Raw genomic sequence first — 20654 nt, forward strand, 5'->3', positions numbered from 1 at the left:
CCCCTCGCACCCCGAACAGCGATAACCCCCACCCGTGGCCGCCGCGGGCTGGTCAGACGATCACGATGCGTCGGTGATCCTGCGCCGCATGGCGTCGACGACGGTGTCGCCCAGGGAGGTGAGTGATTCGGCGGCCTCCAGCTGCGCTATGCCTTCGGCGGTAAGCGTCCGGACCTCGGCGAAGCGACGCTCGGCGGCCTCGGCCTCGGATCCGGTCGCGATGGTGCGCTGGACTCGCCAGAAGTCGGTGATGGCGAGGTGGGCGTAGGTGCTGTGCAGTAGGCCTTCGATCGGGCGTGGATGCGAAAAGCACGGTGGGTGGTAGCGCGGTTCGATATCGGCGCGGTCGTACAGTTCGAAGGCATCCATCATCGCGCCGAGCTTCACATGCTGGAATTCGTGCACCAGCAGTTCGGCGAGTGATTGCGGATCCAGGTGCCGGGCCGCGATACCCACCGCGCCGAATGCCAGTCTGGCCGACGCACTTCGGTTCGTCGGACCATCCGGTCGCAGCGGCAGTATCGTCCGCAGACCTGCACGCAGGCCGGGCATATACGCAGGCAGATGTTCTTCGAGGAATTCGAGAGCGCCCACGAGGACCTGCTGCCAGTGCTCGGCCTCGACATCGCTCAACCGCTCGGTCGGGTGAATTTCGCTGCCGTGATAGGGCAGCCCTCGATAGGGATCGGTGTCCTCCAGCGTCACGGTCAGCTCGCCGTAGGTCAGCTTGCGCACCGGCTCGGCCAGCGCGACCTCACCCTTGCCGGTATCGATCCACACGCGCTGCGCGGCCCGCAACGCACCGAACATCGGCAACGGCGCCATACCGTCGCGCACCGGCACCGGCAGTCGCAGATCCGCGCCTGCCAGCAGCGCGGCGCTGGCCGCGACCGCCTCCAAGTGGTGCACATCCGCGGCGACAAACTCTGCGCGACTGATGTTTTCGAGCAGTGCGGTGGCCCACACCCGGGTGTAGGGATGCGCGAGCACCGCCGCCACCGCGTCCGGGGCCGATGCGTCCAAACCCACCAGCACATCCCACGCGGCGGCGAAGCGCGCATCGTCGTGCGGGCCGAATCTGCCTACTGCCGCCAATAATTCACGTTGCACCGACGCCTGCGCCTGTACCAGCCAACGCACCGTCGCCGCATCGCCGAAACCCGCTGCCAGCTGCGCGAATTGATCCTCCGACAGACTATGTGCGGATTCAACTGAGGTCACGGCTCACCTTCATACGTTCGTCGAATGTGGCGCGGTGCACTTCCGCGGCGCGGACCGCGGCACTTTCCGCGGTGGGATCGACCGGCTCGGCGAGCCACGGCTGCACCGTCGCACTCATGCCCGCAACGAACCGAACCCCCAGCGGGGTCAGTGATCCGGATGCCTGGAGTTGGCGAATCGCCTCCGCGGTCATCATGCGCCACCGCACGAATTCCCGTTCCGATTCCTGGCGCTGCGCCCCCTCGGCCCGGATGCGATGCACCCGCCAGAAATCGGTCACGCCGATATGCGCGTAGGTGCCCTGCAACAGCCCCTCGATCGGACGCGGGTCCGGCCGCCACGGTGCGTAATACCGCAGCGCCGTATCGGAGCGGTCGAACAATTCGAACATGTCGAGAATGGCGCCCATCTTCACGTGCTGGAATTCGTGGATCAGCGGCAGCGCGGCCGATACCAGCGCTCGTCGCAACCCGATGCCGACGGCGCCGAAAGCCAGTCGCATAGAGGCACTTCGGTCGTAGTTCTCGTCCGGCTCCATCGGCATGACCGTGCGCAAGCCGGCGCGCAGCCCAGGCGCGTACACGGGCAGATGTGCGTCGATGAAGTCGATGCCCGCGGCGAAGGCGCGCTGCCACCGCTGCGCCTCGGCATCGCTGAGCCGGTCGGCCGCATAGCTGTGACCGATGCGGTAGGGGTCGGTGTCCTCCAGCGCAACGGTCAGGTCGGTCGCCGTCAGCAGGCGCAATGGATGTACCAGATCCAGCTTCTCGGCCGCGCCGGCATCGATCCAAACCTGTTCTTCCCCATCGGCTTTCAGCGCACCGAAAGTAGGCAGCGGCGCAACACCGTCGCGCACCGGCACCGGCAACCGTAGATCCTTGCCCGCGTGCAGCGCCGCACTCGCGGCGACCGCTTGCAGGTGATAGACATCCTCGGGCACCATCTCGCCCTTGCTCACACCCTCCAGCAGGGCGATGGCCCACACCCGGGTGTACGGATGCGCCAGCACCGTCGCCACCGCATCGGGCGCCGACGCATCCAGGGAGACGAGCACATCCCATGCGGCCGTGAATCTTTCGTCACTCTGCGGCCCGAATCGGCCGATGGCGGCCAATAATTCGCGCTGTAGCGACGACTGCGCCTGTGCTAGCCAGCTCACCGTGGCCGCATCACCGAAACCGGCTGCCAGTTGGTCGAATTCGTCATCGGACAGGCTGTGCGCTGCTGCTGCGGCGGCATGGGCGGAGGTCTGCGCACCGCCTCTACCCGCTGCGGCTTCGGACTCGGCCACGTGAGCGATCATCTCCTTCAGATCGGCGCAATAGACGGAGGGATTGTCGAACTCGGTGCCCGGACGGTATCGGTGCGGGTAGAACCCACCGCCGCAGACCTGAACCACGTCACAGGACCGGCAGGTGGCGCTGACGCCGTCGATGCCGTCGCGACGCACGGTGATTCCGGGCAGCATCGCAGCCTCGTCGAGACTGTTGTCCCATACATTCAGTCCAGTGGCCGCCGCGCCTTCGAAGGCGGTCTTGAGCGAGTCGACCTGCTCGAGCGTGCCATCGGTTTCGATAACCAACAGGTCCACCGGATCGAGTCCGATTGCCTCCGCGGTGCTCGGACGGCCGTACATGGCCGCTACCACCGATTCGAAGGTGCGCAACGGTACCGGTCGGCCGTCGGCATTCCACGCGTCGAATATGGCGATGAGCCATTGCGCATACTCGCCGCCACCCTGTTCCGGATTGTCCGGGTCGCGCGGTATTCGCAAGCCCGGCGGCTGATGCTCCCAATTCGAGTGCGGCAGTAGCAGATCCATGCGCGGCGGCGCCTGCTCCAGCAGCCCGTGATAGACAGCGATCGGGTCGTTGGCGATATCCACCGTGCACAGCAGGCCGGAATACAGCGGGCGGTACTGCGGCTTGCGCAACAGGTCGAGGCTCGTGATCACCTGGTCATAACTGCTGCGGCCGTTGCGGTACAGCCGATGCCGGTCGTTGGCAGTGCGATCGCCGTCGAGCGAAACACCAACTCGCACATTGTATTCGGCGAACAAGTCGAGGTACGCCGCGCTGAGCAGAATCGCGTTGGTATGGATGTGCAGATTCAGGCGGGCCACCGGGGCGATGGCCGCGTGCAGCGCGACCAGGAATTCCCTGGTCCGATCTACGCCGAGCAGCAGTGGTTCGCCGCCGTGCAGCACGATGGCGACCTCGGGTAGCGCATGGGCCACCGCATGTTCGGCGATGCGGAACGCAATCCGGGTGGCCGTCTCCGGGGCAAGCCCCATCGGACGGCCACGCCAGGATTGGTCGACGTGCTCATACATATAGCAGTGATTGCACGCCAAATCGCACCGGCTATGCACCTTGATCACAAACTGACGAAAGGGAAGCGGTTTACGGTTCACGGAGATAGCCGGTATGCCGAAGCGGTATTTCGGATCAGATCAGAGCGGAGCTGAACGAAATACCGGTGGTTGAGGAGTTGGCCAGATTCGCGAGCAGATCGGTCAAGCTCTGCCCCGAAAGCTGCCCGAGCGGAGTGCCACGCAGATCGTTCACAGCGGACACCACGGCGCGATTATTCGACTTCATGATTCGTTCTCCTAACGAGCGAAACCCTTTGGCGCTCTTGATGAATGCTACGCACCACCGGTCGCGCCCAGTTTCCCAACTTTGGGAGTCTGGTCATGGGTGAGAGGGACTGTTCCCGCGTCCTCCGCCCGCTTGAACCGCTCAGACGAATTCGACCGAATCGATGCGCCAGTCCCGGCCGGAGCGCTGCAGGGTCACCTTGGCGGTGAGATCGATGCTGTCGACAACGGTGCCGTCGGGCGCTTTGACATCCTGGGTGATCATCGCCAGCCGATCGATCCGCTGATCGGTATCGGCACCGTGCTCGGTACCCAGGATCAGCACCGTGGCCTCCACGGTGGAACGCGCACGCGCCCACTGGTCCCACTGCACCCCCGGCCCCCGTTCGGACGTCGTCGTCGAGGTCGCCGCGAATTTGTCGGTGAGCCAGGGCGCTGCGCGCCGGAATGCGTCGAGCCTGCTGGTATCGGTTCCCGGGTGCCAGGTGAACATGGTCCGCAGACCGGAGGTGATCGTCTCGATCGCCGCGTTGTCGGCGGGTTTGTCATCGCTGCCGGACGGCGTCGAGGAACACGCGACGCACAGTGCCGCTGCGAGCGACGCGAGTAGGATGAATGCGTACCGCAGTTTGGACATGGCAACCTCCTCAGAAGTGCATGGCGTGGATGCGCCAGCCTTGTTCGGTCTGCACGACGGTTGCCCAGACCGTGATTTCGATGTTCTCGATCGGTTTCGCCGCGGCGTCGGTGATCGTCTGGCCGATCAGCACCACGCGATCGATGCGGGCGAGTTGATCCGCGGGATGTTCGTCGGTCGTGACCTGCACGGTGACCTCGACCTTCGCCTTGGCGTCCGCCCATGCCTTCCACTGGGTCTTCGAGCCGCCGGAGGTGGTCTCGCGGGCGCGGGCGCCGAGTTGGTCGGTGAGGTACGGACGGGCGCGGGCATAAGCGTCGTCGGGTGAGTTGTCGCTCTGCGGCCGCCAACCGAACATCGTCGAGAAGCCGTCGTGCAGAACGATATTCGGATCAGCAGTGGCGGCGGCACCGAGCGGGGCCGGCAGTGCGAGACCGCGCACCGTCGAACCGCAGCCGCTGATCGACGCGATACCGAAGGCCGCGAACAGCAGGGCCGACACGATTCGGCGAATGCTCATGACATGCTCCGTACCTTGGCATCGGCGGCAATGGCTGCCTCGACAACCGTGCCGTCGGTGCTCGACGCGTGCACCATCCGGCCGTCGCCGATCGCAATGCCGACGTGGCGCGGTGTTCCGTTCGAATTCCATTCGCTGAATACGAGATCGCCAGGTTTGGCCTGATCGGCGGCTATCTCACGACCCTGCGCCCAGTGTTGCTGGACGGTACGTGGCAGCGTGGTGCCGCCACTGGTCGCGACGTAGGTCACGTAGCTCGCCAAACCGGGTGAGTCGAAACCACCGAGCGTGGGGCCCTTGGTATTTCCGCCGCCCCAGGCGTATTTCGTGCCGAGATACTCCTTGGCCGCCTGTGCTGCCTTGGCCGTTCGATCGGACTGCTGATCCGGCGTCGCACTGAAGTCGGTCGAGGCGAATTGGCGTTCGAGATCCCTGATGGTGCGCACATAAGGCCGGGTCTGCGTGGTGTAATCACCGCCAGAGGGCATGCCGCCCGCGGCTTGGACCGCCCCGAAGCCCGCGTTGTACGCGGCCAACGCGAGATCGACCGCATCGCCCCGCAACGAACCGCTGTTCACCCCGGCCGAGGTGTCCTTCCAGTTCTTGCACATGAAATGTGCCTGTGCCACAACGGAATCGGCAATGCTGTTGATATCGGCGACACCGTTGTTGTCGGCGTCGACCTTCCAGGTCTCCCAGGTGCCGGGCATGAACTGCGCCGGGCCCCTGGCACCGGTCGACGACACCGGAGCATTCGCACCGTAGTTGAAGTTGTTCTCCGCTTTGAGTTGTCCCGCCAGCAGCGGCGCGGTGATACCGCTGTTCGGACATTCGGCGGCACCTTTGACCAGCCACGGCACGAATTCCTGCGGCACCTTGCCCGGCGCGAGGCCCGTCCCCGGACGCACGGCACAGTCGGCGATCGCATGCGCGATCTTCAGCGCCGACTGCGACGCCGCCGGCGCGGCCTGCTCCAGCATCGGCGCGGGATCGACGGCCTTACCGCTGCCCAACCGCAGACCCTGCCACAGCTCGAAATGCAAATGGGCGCCGGAGGATTGGCCATTGCTGCCGACATCGGCGATGTGCTGGCCCGCCTTCACGATGTCACCGGTTCTGACGTGCAGACCGTTGTCATACATGTGTCCGTAGACGGTCGAGACCTGACCGGTGGATGTCGTCGAGTCGATGACGATCCAGTTGCCGAATCCGGTCGCCGGCCCGGCCGCCGACACCTTTCCGTCCAGCGCCGCGTAGATCGGGGTGCCCTCCCGCGCCGCGAGATCGATGCCGCGGTGGAATTCACCGCCGCGCTGACCGAACGGCGACGAAACCGTATACTGCCCCTTGGCCATCGGGCCGGTGATCACCGCGCACGGCGACGACTGCGAGAGATCGTCGGGGACCGTGCGTTCGGGGGCGGGCTGATTGCGCGGCGGTGGCGGGATCTGCGCGTCATTGGTAATGACCACCGGACGGTCGGTGGTTGCGCTCGTCGTTGTCGACGTCGTCGTGGCCGCGACAGTTGAATTCGTCGAGGAGACACTGGATTTGGTGTCCACGCACGGAACCGCGGAGGCGGTTGCCGTTGTCGTTACGGTTGGGCACGCCGATACTTTGGTATCGCAGGGTCGACCGGTCGCGGTGGTCGGTCCTGTCGTGCTCGGGCATGTCGTGGTAGTTGTCGTCGGCCCGGTACCTGTCGTCGGCCCAGTGCTCGTCGCGGTCCCGGACGAAATCACCGTCGTGGCGGCAACCGACGTTCGCAACGGTACGGCCGATGTAGTAGTCGTCATGGTCGTCGGCTCGACCCGAGCAGATGACGAAACCACCGGCGGCACAGTGGTTCCGGTTACCACGGTGACCGGAGCCGGAGCGGGTGACGTGTTGACCGGAGCCGGAGCGGGTGACGTGGAGACCGGCGCGGCACCCGCGTACCCGATCCGATTCCCGGACAGCAGACCACCCGCCGCCATCACGACGACCATCGCCACAAAAAGCAGCCCGGTCGCCAGCCGACGATGCGGTTCACGGTTATTACGAGTCGATCCCATTCAGGTGTCCCCACGCGCTCGAATGCGGAATGGACAACAGCGTGGCCGCGCGCCCGCCGCATCGCACCTGCCCGATCCGCCACCACGCAGCCGCCTCGGTCGTGAGCGCCGCGCACAATAACGGCCCCTACCTGGGCCGATGCCCTCGAATACGGTGCCCGAATGGGCAACGACCTGCACGTTTAGTTCTTGATGAGTGCACGGTTAGAAGTCCGCGGATGCTCGAGTTCCAGGCATCGAGAGCACTCGAAGCCCAGTCCTCACGAGAGGTGCTCCGATGGAGAGAACCGCGGTCTATGTCGACGCGCGCGACCCGATCTCGCGCGCCGGTCTCATCGCCCAGTTGCGATCACGGACGGAGGTGCTGGTCGCCGACGATCCGACACGTGCCGCTGTCGCACTGGTCGTCGCCGATACCGTCGACGAATCCACCCTGCAGACGCTGCGGCGCCTGCAGCGCGGCAGCTGCCGTCCGGTACTCGTCGCATCCGATTTCGACGAACACGGATTGGCCGCGGCGGTCGAGGCCGGAATCGCGGGACTGGTGCGCCGACAGGACGCTTCGGCCGAACGCCTGGCCCGCGCGGCATGTGCCGCGGCGCGCGGCGAAGGCACGGTGCCGCCCGATCTGCTCGGCCGGCTGCTCGATCAGGTCGGCCGGTTGCAGCGCCAGGTACTGCATCCGCGCGGACTCAGCCTGACCGGCTTGTCGCAGCGGGAGATCGAGATCCTGCGCCTGGTCGCCGAGGGCGATGACACGGCCGAGATCGCCGCCAAACTCTGCTACTCGCAGCGCACCATCAAAAACGCGCTGCACGACATCACCAGCCGCCTGCAGTTGCGCAACCGGTCGCATGCCGTGGCCTACGCGCTGCGCCAGGGCCTGATCTAAGGCTGGTGAGACGATGTTCGTCGAGGTGGACGAGGCGTTGCGGACGCTGATCGGAGCCGATGCGGTCGATCGGAACGAGGTCGATGTGGTGTTCGACGCGCCGACCAAAGACTGGGCCGCGCGGCGCAATTCGCCGACGGTCAATATGTTTCTCTACGACATCCGCGAGGACCTGCGACGACGCCAGCGCGGGCTGATCAACGAGTACGACGACCGCGGTGTCGTGGTCAGCCGACACCAAGGTCCACGGTATTTCAAACTCTCCTACTTGATCACGGCATGGACCCAGCGGCCCGAGGACGAGCATCGACTGCTGTCGGCGCTGCTGTCGTGTTTCCTACGCCACGACCAGATTCCACCTGCCTCGCTGACCGGGACGCTGGGCGATATCGGCTTGCCGGTGGCATTGAATATCGCCTTGCCACCGCCGGAGGATCGGTCCTTCGCCGACGTGTGGTCGGCACTCGGCGGGGAGCTGAAGCCGTCGCTGGATCTCGTCGTCACCGCACCCGCGGACGGTGGCCGACGGCTGCCTGCCGCGCCGCCCGCGACCGACGGTGTCACGGTCGGTATGCAGGACCGCGACGGCGCGACCGTCGACACGCCACGTAAGGCGGTGTCGCGGTGAGCGCGTCGAGTCTGCGATATCTATTGGCCCGCTTGGGAATTGTCGAGGCGAGGGTGCGTCGGGCGGTCGCGCAGCGCCGCGTCGGCGACCCGCAGCCGGACGACCCGTTTCGCGGTCTGTATCTCTCCGATGACGCGGTCGATCGGTTGCTGCGGACCCAGCACGAGCCGGTTGGACCGGATCAACCGGAGGCACAGGGCGGCATCGATGCCGATACCGCGGCCGCTGCGGCGCGGGCCGATGGCAAGGATGTGCGGCTCGCACAGGTGGTCGACGCGTTCGGACTCGATGCCCTCGATGTCGAAATCCTGCTCGTCGCACTGATACCGGACGTGGACGCCAGATTCGAATGGCTGTACGGCTATCTCAACGATGACGTGACCCGCCGCAGAGCAACTGTGGGCCTTGCCCTTTCGCTGTGTGGTGTGCCCGCCGCAGCGGCGCAGGGGCGCGCCAGATTCGCCGCGACCAGCGCGCTGGTAGGCGGGGGTCTGATCGCTGTCGACGACGCGGAGCGCCCTCTGCTGTCGAGGACACTGCGTGTACCGGACCGAGTCGTCGGATTCCTCTTGGGTGACAACACACCCGAACCCGAACTGCGCCAGGCGATCTCGCCGGAACCGCCGTACCCCGACACCGCGGATTCCCGACTGGTCGCGGCACTGCGGACCCGCGCGCCACTGCTGTATCTACGGGAACGTCCCGGCGGGGGCGGCGTCGCCGCCGCCGTCGCAGCCGCGCGACACCACGACCGCGCCGCGCTGATCATCGACCTGCGCCGAGTCGCCGAACATTCGGATCTACTGTCCGCCGCGGTGCTGGAGGCACGACTGACCGGAGCGGTGCTGATCGCGGCCGGTATCGATGTTTTCACCGAACGACCCGAAACCATCCGTCAGATCGCCGAGGCGTCGACCTGCGTCGTACTGGTCGGCACGGCGGTATGGGACCCGGAATGGGTGACCCGGCAGCCGCTCACCTTCGATATCGAGCCGCCGAATGCCGAGGAGCGCACCCGCATGTGGCGCAGCACCCTTGATGACCTACTGCCCGACGAACTCGACCCGGCGGCCGCGACCATGCAATTCGTGCTGACCCCGGAACAAGTCGCGCGCGCAGCCGCCGCAGCCGCCCTGTACGCCGAACTGTCCGGGCGGCCGGTCTCGGCGGCGGATCTACGTCGCGGCGCCCGCGCCCAGAACGGCGCCGGCCTCGAACGATTGGCCCGCCGGATCGAACCCGGCGTCGGCTGGCCGGATCTGGTATTGCCCGCGCCGGTGCTCGACCAACTGCGCGAGGTGGCGTTGCGCGCCAGGCAGCGCGCACTGGTGCTCGACGAGTGGCGGATGCGGCCGGGCGGTGGACGTGGCCGCGGCGTCACGGCGCTGTTCGCGGGCGACTCCGGCACCGGTAAGACGATGTCGGCGGAGGTGATCGCCGCGGATCTCGGGCTCGACCTCTACACGGTGAATCTCGCGACGGTCGTCGACAAGTACATCGGCGAGACCGAGAAGAATCTGGAGCGAATCTTCGTCGCGGCGGCGGGTGTGAACGCGGTGCTGTTATTCGACGAGGCGGACGCCTTGTTCGGCCGGCGCACCGAGGTCCGCGACTCACACGACCGCTACGCGAATATCGAAAGCGCCTATCTGCTGCAGCGCATGGAATCCTTCGACGGACTCGCTATTCTCGCGACGAATCTGCGGGCAAATCTGGACGACGCGTTCACCCGTCGCCTGGATGTCGTAGTGAACTACACGCTGCCCGACGAGAGCGCGCGGCGCAGCCTGTGGGAGCGCTGCATCGGCACCAGGATTCCCCGGGCCACAGATCTCGACCTGGATTTCTGCGCCCGCGGTTTCGAATTGTCCGGCGGCAATATCCGCTCGGCCGTCGTCACCGCCGCCTACCTGGCCGCCGACGCCGGAAGAGAACTGCGCACCGCCGATCTCGTCGCGGGTGTGCACCGCGAGTACCGCAAGCTCGGAAGACTCACCCTGGCAACAGAATTCGGCGAATACCACGAAGCACTGCGCTGATGCGGATTGCCCGATCGGGCAGTATTGGCTGCCCTTTCGCCGTCACGCCGGTCGACTGTCGGCGGCCTCGCCGCCACGCATACTCGACTCACGTGACAACAAGGAGATCGGCCGTGCGCGAATGTTCGAACTGCGGGCAGCCCAACTCCGAGAATGCCGAATTCTGCGTGAATCCGCAGTGCCGCACGTACCTGGGTTGGGCGACGACGGCGTTCTCGGATCCGGCGGCAAAGCCGCCGAACCCGACGCGCGCCGAGACGGTCGGGGTCTTCCCCGGGCCGCCCCGGCAACCGAACGGTCCGGCGACACCGTCGAATCCACAGCGCTTCGGGGTCCGGGTGACCATGGACCCGACCGAGTTGAGCGTCGATCCGGGCGCGGCCGTGGTCAGCACGGTGACCGTGCACAACACCGGCACCCGGGTAGAGGAGTTCGAACTCGGCGTCGCCGGTCCGCTGCGACCGTTCGCACATTTGGAACCCGCTGTGCTCAGCGTATATCCGGATGCGAAGGTCACCGCGGTGCTCCGGTTCGCACCACCGCGCGATGCCGGGGTGCGCGCCGGGCGCGCGCCGTTCGTGGTCGGCGCGCGGTCGCGGGTGAATGCCAGGGTCGAGGACAAGGTCTCCGGCACGGTGACCATCGGCTCGTTCACCGAGTTGAAGGCGGCACTGCAACCGGAATCCAGTCGCGGGCGCAAACCCGCGCGGCATACCGTGGTCGCCACGAATCTCGGCAATGTTGCGCTGGGCGTGCAGGTGGTGCTCGCCGACCGGGCCGGTGCGCTGACCTTCGAACCACCGCAGGCCATCACCACCCTTGCGCCGGGGGCGAGCGCGGAGACGCCGGTATTGGTGGGCGGATCGCGAAAGTGGTTCGGCCGCACAGAATCTCATGCCTTCACCGCTCAGGTGAGTCCGGCCGACGGCGCTCCCCCGATCGGGCTGAACGGTGTGCGGAATCAGGTTCCCGTCCTCCCGTGGTGGGTGCCGACCGCGGTGGTGGTACTGCTCGCGCTGACGTTGGCCGTTGTCGCGCTGGTGCCCAAGCACAAGGACACGGTGCCGGGGACCACCGGCATGATCCAGCTCGCTGCCGAGCAGATCCTGGAGAACGCGGGCTATAAGCCGGTCATCGTGCAACGAGCCGATCCGAATGTGCCGCTGGGCGAGGTGATCGATTCCAAACCGGTTGCGGGATATGAGTTGAAGCACGGTGAGCCGGTCCAGCTGTTCGTGTCGATCGGGCCGTGTGACGGCGGATGCCTGATCGAGGTGCCCAATGTGGAGGGGTTGAAGCAGGCCGATGCCGAGGCCGCGTTGAAAGCGGGGCAATTCGAGGTCGAGCGGTCCATCGAAGTGCCGAATCCGGCCATTGCCAAAGGGTTGGTGATTTCGAGCAGTCCCGCGGCGGGGGAAAAGAAGCAACCAGGCAGCAAGATCGTTCTCGAGGTGTCGACCGGTCCCACGCCGACCACCACGATGGCTCCGCCGACCACGACCGGCGGTACGGGCGGCCCAGGTGGCACCGGCGGTAAAGAACAGGTCGAGGTACCCGATGTGGTCGGAAAGACGAAAGCTGACGCGACCGAGAAGATCCAGGCCGTCGGTTTGACCGCCGACATCGCCGAACAGTCGAGCGCCGCCGTTGCCGCGGGCAAGGTCATCGCCACCGATCCCGCCGCAAAATCCAAGGTGGACAAGGGATCCGCGGTCAACGTCACCGTCTCGACCGGTCCAGCCCCCATCCCGGTCCCTGATGTGACCAAGAAGCCGAGAGCGGACGCGCTCTCGGCTCTGACCGCGGCCGGGCTGAAGGCCAAGGTGGTCGAACAGACGGATACCAAGATCGCCGATGGTGCCGTGATATCGACCGACCCCGCCGCGAAGACCGAGGTCGCCAAGGACACGGTGGTCACCGTGACGGTCTCGCAGGGACCGCCGTGCAAGTCAGGCTTCGTCTTCCGGCTCGCCAAACCCGACGACCACGTATGTGTCGCCCAAACGATCGCGAATCGCACGAAAACCGAGAACAGCCAAGCCGCGTCTCGGGTCAGTGCCACCGACCACACCTATGGTCCGGATACCTGCATCCAGGGCTATGTGTGGCGGGAGGCGGTGCAGGACGACCACGTCTGCGTCACACCGCAATCCCGCACCGACGCCGCGACGGATAACGCAGCCGACAAGGATCGACACGCCAAGTGAGGAATCATGCGAGCACATGACCACGAGACCGCCGAGGAAACAGTTCGCCCCAAGTCGAGCCGGGTCGAGGACCCGACCGCCGCGCAACTGCGCGCGGCACTGTCGGGACGGCTGGACGCGGTAACCCCGAACGGCCTGCTCGGATTGCAGCGCGCCGCCGGGAATGCGGGTACCACAATGCTATTCGAGGAGCAGTCGCCGGTGCACGGTGTCATCGGATCCGGTGGCGGCGCCCCGCTCGAACCCGAGGTGCGCGCCGATATGGAATCCCGCTTCGGACAGGATTTCGGCGATGTGCGTGTGCATACCGATGATCGCGCGCATCAGTCGGCGAAATCCGTGAATGCCCATGCCTACACGGTGGGCTCCGATATCGTCTTCCAGCGCGACACCTACGCCCCGACATCGGATGCCGGACGGCACACCCTCGCCCATGAACTCACCCATGTGGTGCAGCAGCGCAGCGGCCCGGTCGATGGCACCGATGCCGGTGGGGGCGTGAAGGTCAGCGACCCGTCGGACCGATTCGAACGGGAGGCCGTAGCCAATGCCGACCGCGTGATGTCCGCGCCAGCGGTGGCGGCCGGGCCCGCGGTGCAGCGCTGCGCCGACGAATCAGCCGAGGTCCAGCGGACCGAAGCGCCCGCCGAGCAGGAGGAAGAGCAGCCGACGGCGCAAACCTATGTCCAGCGCGCCGAGAGCCAAGAGGAAGAGGAGTCGGCGTAGGCCGGTGATCCGATCGGAGGCAGAGCATGCCCGAGCCCGCCCGCAAATCGAAACCGCCTCGGCCCCCGCACAATCCGGCGAATCCGGTGCGTGCGGTCGGCACCGCGAACGCGATGCAGCGGCTGCAGGCGACCGCTGGCAACGGCGCCGTCGCAGCGCTTTTCGCTCAGCGACTCAGCGCGGGCGAGGGTGCGTCGGCATGTCTGCCGCCCACCGTGGCTCCGACCCCGATGACACCGAAGCAGGATCCGAAGTTCGCAGCGGCGACCGATCGGGTAGCGGCGGAATCGGCGGCGGCAAAAGCACATCCGGCCCCGGCGAAGGAAGTCAAGGCGGCCCAGGACGCCGCCGTCGCACCGGCCGACGACAGAGACGCACAGGCCAAGGCAGCCCACACCGCGACCATGGCAGCAGCGAAACCGGCTGGCTTCGACAAAGCCGGATTCATCGCCGCGGTCAATGCCGCGATCGTGGCCAAAGCGCCCAAAAATCTCGATGAGGCCGATAAATTCGCGTCCTCCGGCAAGGCCGATCAGGTCAAGAACGAGGTACTCGGCAAGGTCGGCGCGGGCAAGGAGGCCTCCGCGAAGAACGTCGCCGACACCACCAAGGCGACACCGGATACCACCGTCGCCGAAGACAAACCGGTCACCGCGATGCCCGCCGCGCCACCGGCCCGCCAACCCGTCGCGCCCGATCCAGCGGCAGCCGCACCGAAACCCGCACCCGCCGAACAGGTCCAGCTCGGCGCGGGCAGCTGCGAGACCAACGCGAAAATGGCCGATGCCGGGGTGACCGACGAACAGCTCGCCAAATCCAATGAGCCCGAATTCACCGGCGCGCTCGATGCCAAAAAGGAGCTGCAGGCCCACGACGCCGCAGCGCCCGCGCAATTCCGCCGGCAGGAAGCCGCCACCCTCGCCGCCGCCAAGGATCAGGCCGGTGCGAGCGCGAAAACCGGTCTGGCCGCGATGGGTTCGGCCAAGGCTTCCGCACTGCGGGCCACGGGATCGGGCAAGGACGCCACCAAAGCCAAGGACGAAGCCGAACGCGCACGCATCACCGGGGAGATCAAGAAGATCTTCGACGCCACCAAAACCGAGGTGGAGCAGATCCTCACTGGTCTGGACGGTTTGGTGGCCCAGAAGTTCGAGGAGGGCGAACGCAAGGCCAAGGAGGCCTTCACCGCCGACCACAAGGAGCGGATGTGGCAGTACAAGCTGCGCCGCTACGGTGGTCCGCTCGGACCAACACTGTGGGTGAAGGATCTGCTCCTCGATATGCCCGCCGAGGCGAACAACCTCTTCCTGGAATCCAAGAAGCTCTACGAGTCCAAGATGTCGGCGGTCATCAACGATATCGCCGACACGGTCGGGACCGAATTGAACCGCGCCAAAGAACGGATTGCGCAGGGGCGCACGCAAGTTCAGAAGTTCGTCGCCGAACAACCGGCGAATTTGCAGAAGCTCGCGAGCCGGGCCGTCGACGAAATCGGTTCGCAATTCGCGGATCTGGAGAAATCCGTCGACGACAAGCAGCAGTCGCTGGTCGACGATCTGGCGACCCGCTACAGCGAGGCGCGCGACGGAATCGACGAGGAGATCAAGAAACTTCAGGACGAGAACAAGGGGCTGGTCGGCAAGACGATCGATGCGGTCGGCGGCGCGATCGAGACGATCAAGAAACTGAAGGACATGCTCCTGGGCGTGCTGGCGCGGGCAGCGGGCGCGGTCGAGAAGATCATCAAGGATCCGATCGCCTTCCTCGGCAATTTCGTCAACGCGGTCAAGGCCGGCATCAGCAACTTCATGTCGAACATCGGAACACACCTGAAGAAGGGCCTACAGGGCTGGCTGTTCGGCGCGCTCGCCGAGGCAGGCATCGAGATTCCGGCGAAGTTCGACCTCAAAGGCATTATTACGCTGCTGCTTTCATTGCTCGGTCTCACCTGGAACTCGATCCGCGCGCGCATCGTCAAGGTGGTCGGCGAACCCGCCATGCAGAAGATCGAGGGCGCTGTCGATTTCGTGAAGGCAATCGTCACCGAAGGCATTCCGGGACTGTGGAAGTGGATCGCGCAGAAGATCACCGACCTCAAAGAGCAAGTGCTGGGCCAGATCCGGGAATTCGTGATCAGCAAGGTGATCACGGCCGGAATCACCTGGCTGATCTCACTGCTCAACCCCGCGGCCGCCTTCGTCAAGGCCTGCAAGATGATCTACGACGCGGTCATGTGGTTCGTGGACAATGCCGAGCGCCTCGAGGAATTCGTCGACTCGGTACTGGATTCGGTCGAATCGATCGCCTCCGGCGGCGTCGGCAGAGTCGCCGCCCTGATCGAAGGCACCCTCGCCAAGACCGTCCCAATGCTGATCAGCGGCCTGGCCAGCCTCCTCGGCCTCGGCGGCATTGCCGACAAGATCAAGAAGATCCTGGAGACGGTGCAGAAGCCAGTCGGCCAGGTGGTCGACAAGCTCATCGGCGTCGCGGTGAAGTACGGGAAGAAGTTCCTTGGGAAGCTGAAGAATTCGAAACTCGGGAAAGCGGCCGGACGGACCGCCGACAAGGTGAAGGCCAAACTTCGCGGAGGCGACGACAGTCCGGAGGGCAAGCAGAAGCGGCTCGAGGGTGGACTTGCGACCGGGGTGTCGATCGCGAACAGATTCTCCGGCAAGACTGTCGGCGAAAGTGTGCTGCGACCACTGCTGAGCGCCGTGCGACTGCGGTACGGATTACAGGTGGTCGAGCCCGTGCAGCAGGGCGATCACTGGGCGGTGCACGCGGAGGTACAACGCGCGACGCGGGTGACGGCCGCCAAAGCGGGCACGGGTATCCAATGGGATAAGCCCCCTGCGACAAAGCTGCAGGCACGCGGACTCGACCGAGCTGAAATCACCCATGTCTTCGACCAGGCGCCCAACATCAATCTGATCAAGTCCGCGATCATGGAGGGAATGCTGGCCCGCGCCAAAGCCAGGACGCATCCGTCGAAGCCGGGCAAACCAGCGCAGGATGCCACGGGACGACCGCAGCCGGAATTCATAGCGGGGCGTCGTCTCAGCATGGGCGGCCGATCTCTCACCGACGGGATTCTCGCAACTCTCGGCATGGAGAACGACCGGCGTGTGGTCAAGATTCACAAGATCTACGAGGCGAAGTCGAGCGAGCGCCAGAAGTACAAGCTCGCGGAGGAGCACGATCGCTACAGCCGCATGTCCACCACGCCGCAGGGCAAACACCAGATGAGCGACAAGGACTTCCTCCGAAAAGAAGTCATCGAAGACCTCATCGTGCAGCACTACCCTGGTGAGCCGTACGAGACAGCGCAGGCCAAGGTGACCACGAGATTCAAGTCGAGGCTGGAATCCCTTATGGCTGCCAAGTACCGAGAGGCCACTACCGGCCAGGCGGTACGAAATCGGGAGCGGTTCAGCCCGGACGTCGATATGAAGACCGGATCCGATATCCCGGCCGTCGTGACCATCGACGAAAAGTCCTATACCGTCGTCGCATTCTCGCCGCACCAGATAGTCACGGTGGGCGTCCTGCCCAGCGATGTGAAGCCCGGTGTCACTGTCCCGGCACGGCTCGCGGAACAAGGCGTAAGAGCCGAATTCGAGAACGTCGCGATCACGGCCGACGCGCTGTCCAAGCTGGCGTCGGAGGTCAAAGCTGCGGCAGGCAAGTGACACATCGTCCGCTGCTGTCGTCCAGGGATGGACCAGGCGCCGTTGACATACCTCGCTCTCTAAATTACCTTTGCTTACAAAGCAATTATGGCGAACCTGACCCTCGTATTCCCACGCGAACGCGCGGGTCCCACGCTCCACAGAGGAGAACCAATGTCCGAACCATTCGTACGGCCCAGGGCACTGACCATCGGATTGCATCCACAAGCCATGGACTACAACCGCTTCCCCGACTTGGACGAGGCACAACTGACGGCCAGGATCGGCGCCGCGAACGATGCCCTGCGCGACACCGAATTCGATATCACCCCATACCTGGTCGGCGCATCGCCCGACGAAGCCGAAACCGAAATCCGAACCCTGCTCGCCAACCAGCGATTCGACCTCGTCATGATCGGCGGTGCGATACGAGCCTTCCCCGACCACACCCTGCTGTTCGAGCACATCATCAACGCCGTAGTCGAGGCGGCCCCGGGAATTCGATTCTGCTTCAACACTTCCCCCGAGACCACCCTCGACGCCCTGCGCCGAGCATCCGCATCCATGTGAACTCCGCCTGGTCGGAATGACCATGCTCGGTCGACACCTGCCATGCTTTGGGTCGCCAGCCGATACGGTAGGACGTACCGAGGGAGGGCAGTCATGGAGTTGGTCAAGGGTGCGAATGCGCCGATTGCTGCGGGTGAGGTCCGGGTCGCGGTGGTTGCTGCGGCGGCGGTGGATGTGGCGGCGCTGCTGCTCACGCCCACCGGGAAAGTTCGCTCCGACACTGATTTCGTCTTCTACAACCAGCCGACCGCGCCTGGCGTGGAGGTGCATCCCCCGGACGCCATCCGCATTGTCCCGGGCGCGGTGCCCAGCGATATCGACAAGATTGTCGTCACCGCCAGCCTCGACGGTTCCGGGCCCGCCGACTGGGGACAGGCTGGCCCGCTGCGGATCTCGGTGACCGACGGTGCCACCGGGGTGGTCCTGGCCACCTTCGTGCCGACCGGTTTGGGCCCGGAGACCGCCCTGATCGCCTGTGAGCTCTATCGACGGCAGGGTGCCTGGAAGGTGCGTGCCGTCGGCCAGGGGTACGCCAATGGATTGGCCGGTATCGCAGCCGATTTCGGGATCACTGTCGACGACGCCCCGCCGAGCACCAGCCAGCCGGTATCGCCGCCCATCACGCCGGTCTCGCCCCTTGCCGCACCGGCAGGCCAGCCGCCTGCCGGGCAGCAGCACGCCGCACCACAGCCGAACGCGGCGCCACAGCCGTACATCGAACAACTGCCCGCCGCACCACAGCCCTACGCCCAGCAACCCCCCGCCGCACAGCACCCGGCCGCAACGCCGTATTCAGCCCCAGCGCAGTACTCCGCCGCAGCATCGCAGTTCGGGCAGCCGACGCTGAGCCTCGACAAGGGCCGAGTCTCGTTGCGCAAGAACGAAACCGTCTCGCTCACCAAACGCGGCGCGCCACCGCTGAGCCGCGTACGAATGGGATTGGGGTGGGACCCGGCAGTACACGGCCGCAACATCGACTTGGACGCGTCGGTCATCGCATACGACAACCGAGCCAAGAAGCTGGTCAATGTCTGGTTCCTGAAGCAGGAGGCATTCAAAGGCGTCATCCGGCACTCCGGCGACAACCTGACCGGCCACGGCGAAGGCGACGACGAGGTCATCACCGTCGACCTCACCGCGCTACCACCCGAGGTCTATGCACTGGTCTTCACCGTGAACTCGTTCGCGGGCCACAAGTTCGACCAGGTGAGCCGGGCGTATTGCCGACTCGTGGACGACCACTCCGGTACCGAACTGGTGCGTTTCGAACTGTCCAAGGGTGAGCCGACCACGGGCGTGTTCATGTGCATGCTCACTCGTGGCGCGCACGCCTGGAACATGACGGCCCTCGGCGAATACGCCAAGGGCATGACCGTGCGCAAGATGATCGATCCGGGCAAGCGGTTCGTGCTGACGAGCCTCTGACCGCAAACGACGGCAGGCCCCGGCATCGGGGCCAACTCAGACTTTCTGCAACTCTCCTGCGGCGGTGAACGCTTGCGGTGCCGTCCGGCGCATCTTGGCTAACACCTTCGTGGTTCGTGCCGAATTCACCGCCGACAGGATCTGTACCGATGGTTGCCACATCGAGACCGCCCCTGTGTGATCGCCTGTCTTCCACCGGATCAGCCCGGTTTCGGCTGCGGTCAGCGCGTACACACGCGCGTGCGTATCGGGCGACCAGATAGTTGTAGCAAGCTCGTAGTACCGCTCGGCGGCAGCAAGCTCTCCTGCAGCTAGCAACGACTTGGCCGACTGGTCGACCACGGTCGCTTTGTTCGGGCACCACAGCGAAATCCATCGCGGCTGCTCGCTGGTCATCTCTGCGTTGATGTAGGGATCGGCCCGACGCAGGGCGGCGAGCGCTTCGGGCTTGTTGCCCGACTCGGCATGACAGCGCGCAACGGCCACGGTGAATAGTGCCATCGCGTCTGGGCCGATCTTCCCGGCCGCACGGCGTTCGGATTCCGTGGCAAGGTCGACGCTGAATTTCTGTTGCCGAATGTCGGTGCCTTGCAGGGCAAGGATGCGGAACACGAATGCGTCTTGTCCAGGCATCTTCGACTCTTCGGCCAGCCGGAGCGCGCCGAGGAAGTACCGTTGCGCCACGCCGTCTTCGCCCGCGTCGTGCGCCTTGAATCCGGCCAGGTAGGCCAACTCGGCGGCGGCTGAAAACGCGTGCATCCGCGTCCTTTCATCCGGGTATCGAGCCCGCAGCATTGCGCCGACGTCGGTAGCCAAGAGTTCGGCAACCGCAGTCCGGCCGACACCCCCTCCGCGAGCTTCGTCCAGCTTTATAAATGCATCCGTAATCGCTTGCACTGCACGGATTTCCGGCATTCCGACCATGCGCGTATCGTCTGCTCGGATCAACCGAGCAATGTCGGACCGAGCGACGAGACCGGTAGCGGACAGCGCAGCACTGTAAGCGGCTTTCCGCAGGAAGCTGCGTCTATCCACGTCCGCTCGCCCCAGCACTTCCACGGCGGTCACGGCATCGGCAAATGGTGCGCATACTCGTTCGTAGCACGAAATAACGTCCGCAGTCGCGGTGCGTTCACCGGTTTCGTAGTAGGCGAGCGTCGTCTTACCCCAAGGAACACGGCTAGCAAGTTGGGACAGCGACAGCCCGGCCGACTCCCGTACCTGGCGCAGTCGCGCCCCAACGATCGCGGCGTCATCCATAACGCCAGCCTAGGTGCATTGTCTCCGCTACGCGGCGGACCGAGCGGTTGTGAACGACTGTGGACGCATTCGCGCATCAATCCGATACGCCCGGGGCGACGCTGGTGAGATGACGCCCGGCATAGTCAACGAGCATCAAGCACTGCCGCAACGGATTCCGTTCGTCGGCCCTCCATTTGTGTACTCCGGTGCACCAGCGGAAACGGTT

General features: G+C 65.4%; 16 protein-coding genes. 9 read left to right on the forward strand and 7 right to left on the reverse strand.

All coding sequences use genetic code 11. The annotated features are described in order from the left end of the window. Positions 1 to 60: 60 nt before the first annotated feature. The 6 genes from ACQPYR_RS33535 to ACQPYR_RS33560 form a co-directional block, all read right to left on the reverse strand. Positions 61 to 1221 carry an aKG-HExxH-type peptide beta-hydroxylase gene (locus ACQPYR_RS33535; RefSeq protein WP_433622856.1) on the reverse strand — a complete coding sequence of 387 codons (1161 nt, stop codon included), beginning with the start codon at positions 1219 to 1221 and terminating at the stop codon, positions 61 to 63. Further along, complete coding sequence (locus tag ACQPYR_RS33540; protein ID WP_433622857.1) at positions 1208 to 3634, reverse strand: FxsB family cyclophane-forming radical SAM/SPASM peptide maturase; 2427 nt, start codon at positions 3632 to 3634, stop codon at positions 1208 to 1210. Before ACQPYR_RS33540 ends, ACQPYR_RS33535 begins: the two co-directional genes overlap by 14 nt. Positions 3635 to 3668: 34 nt before the next feature. Next, entirely contained in the window at positions 3669 to 3821 is a 153-nt protein-coding gene (locus ACQPYR_RS33545) for a hypothetical protein (RefSeq protein WP_433622858.1), read from the reverse strand. A gap of 141 nt (positions 3822 to 3962) precedes the next feature. Then, positions 3963 to 4457 carry a hypothetical protein gene (locus ACQPYR_RS33550; RefSeq protein ID WP_433622859.1) on the reverse strand — a complete coding sequence of 165 codons (495 nt, stop codon included), beginning with the start codon at positions 4455 to 4457 and terminating at the stop codon, positions 3963 to 3965. A gap of 10 nt (positions 4458 to 4467) precedes the next feature. Next, positions 4468 to 4977, reverse strand: a complete 510-nt coding sequence (locus ACQPYR_RS33555; protein WP_433622860.1) for a hypothetical protein — start codon at positions 4975 to 4977, stop codon at positions 4468 to 4470. After that, positions 4974 to 6449 (reverse strand): peptidoglycan DD-metalloendopeptidase family protein, encoded by a 1476-nt coding sequence (locus ACQPYR_RS33560; RefSeq protein ID WP_433622861.1) that lies wholly within the window; start codon positions 6447 to 6449, stop codon positions 4974 to 4976. Before ACQPYR_RS33560 ends, ACQPYR_RS33555 begins: the two co-directional genes overlap by 4 nt. On the opposite strand from ACQPYR_RS33560, the gene ACQPYR_RS33565 reads away from it, so the two are divergent. The 9 genes from ACQPYR_RS33565 to ACQPYR_RS33605 all read left to right on the forward strand — a co-directional run bounded on the left by ACQPYR_RS33565 (position 6442) and on the right by ACQPYR_RS33605 (position 19186). Then, complete coding sequence (locus ACQPYR_RS33565; RefSeq protein WP_433622862.1) at positions 6442 to 7152, forward strand: hypothetical protein; 711 nt, start codon at positions 6442 to 6444, stop codon at positions 7150 to 7152. The two genes, ACQPYR_RS33560 and ACQPYR_RS33565, sit on opposite strands and share 8 nt — an antisense overlap. A 156-nt stretch (positions 7153 to 7308) precedes the next feature. Beyond that, complete coding sequence (locus tag ACQPYR_RS33570) at positions 7309 to 7923, forward strand: response regulator transcription factor (RefSeq protein ID WP_433622863.1); 615 nt, start codon at positions 7309 to 7311, stop codon at positions 7921 to 7923. Between the two features lie 13 nt (positions 7924 to 7936). Then, positions 7937 to 8551: a DUF4255 domain-containing protein gene (locus ACQPYR_RS33575; protein WP_433622864.1), complete on the forward strand. Its 615-nt coding sequence runs from the start codon at positions 7937 to 7939 to the stop codon at positions 8549 to 8551. Further along, positions 8548 to 10590 (forward strand): ATP-binding protein, encoded by a 2043-nt coding sequence (locus tag ACQPYR_RS33580; RefSeq protein ID WP_433622865.1) that lies wholly within the window; start codon positions 8548 to 8550, stop codon positions 10588 to 10590. The genes ACQPYR_RS33575 and ACQPYR_RS33580 overlap by 4 nt, the downstream gene beginning before the upstream one ends. Before the next feature lie 113 nt (positions 10591 to 10703). Then, on the forward strand, positions 10704 to 12797 hold the full coding sequence (locus ACQPYR_RS33585; RefSeq protein ID WP_433622866.1) for a PASTA domain-containing protein: 2094 nt from the start codon (positions 10704 to 10706) through the stop codon (positions 12795 to 12797). Positions 12798 to 12803: 6 nt separating this feature from the next. Further along, positions 12804 to 13523 carry an eCIS core domain-containing protein gene (locus tag ACQPYR_RS33590; RefSeq protein ID WP_433622867.1) on the forward strand — a complete coding sequence of 240 codons (720 nt, stop codon included), beginning with the start codon at positions 12804 to 12806 and terminating at the stop codon, positions 13521 to 13523. Positions 13524 to 13549: 26 nt separating this feature from the next. Then, positions 13550 to 17212: a phage tail protein gene (locus ACQPYR_RS33595; protein ID WP_433622868.1), complete on the forward strand. Its 3663-nt coding sequence runs from the start codon at positions 13550 to 13552 to the stop codon at positions 17210 to 17212. A gap of 153 nt (positions 17213 to 17365) precedes the next feature. Beyond that, complete coding sequence (locus ACQPYR_RS33600) at positions 17366 to 17761, forward strand: hypothetical protein (protein ID WP_433622869.1); 396 nt, start codon at positions 17366 to 17368, stop codon at positions 17759 to 17761. Positions 17762 to 17854: 93 nt separating this feature from the next. After that, the gene (locus tag ACQPYR_RS33605) at positions 17855 to 19186 is read left to right on the forward strand and encodes a TerD family protein (RefSeq protein WP_433622870.1); all 1332 of its coding nucleotides are present in this window, start codon (positions 17855 to 17857) and stop codon (positions 19184 to 19186) included. Positions 19187 to 19222: 36 nt separating this feature from the next. On the opposite strand, the gene ACQPYR_RS33610 is transcribed toward ACQPYR_RS33605, so the two are convergent. Further along, on the reverse strand, positions 19223 to 20446 hold the full coding sequence (locus tag ACQPYR_RS33610) for a helix-turn-helix domain-containing protein (RefSeq protein WP_433622871.1): 1224 nt from the start codon (positions 20444 to 20446) through the stop codon (positions 19223 to 19225). Positions 20447 to 20654 lie beyond the last annotated feature (208 nt).

It is taken from the genome of Nocardia sp. CA-120079, assembly GCF_050955745.1.
In the GTDB taxonomy this organism is placed as follows: domain Bacteria; phylum Actinomycetota; class Actinomycetes; order Mycobacteriales; family Mycobacteriaceae; genus Nocardia.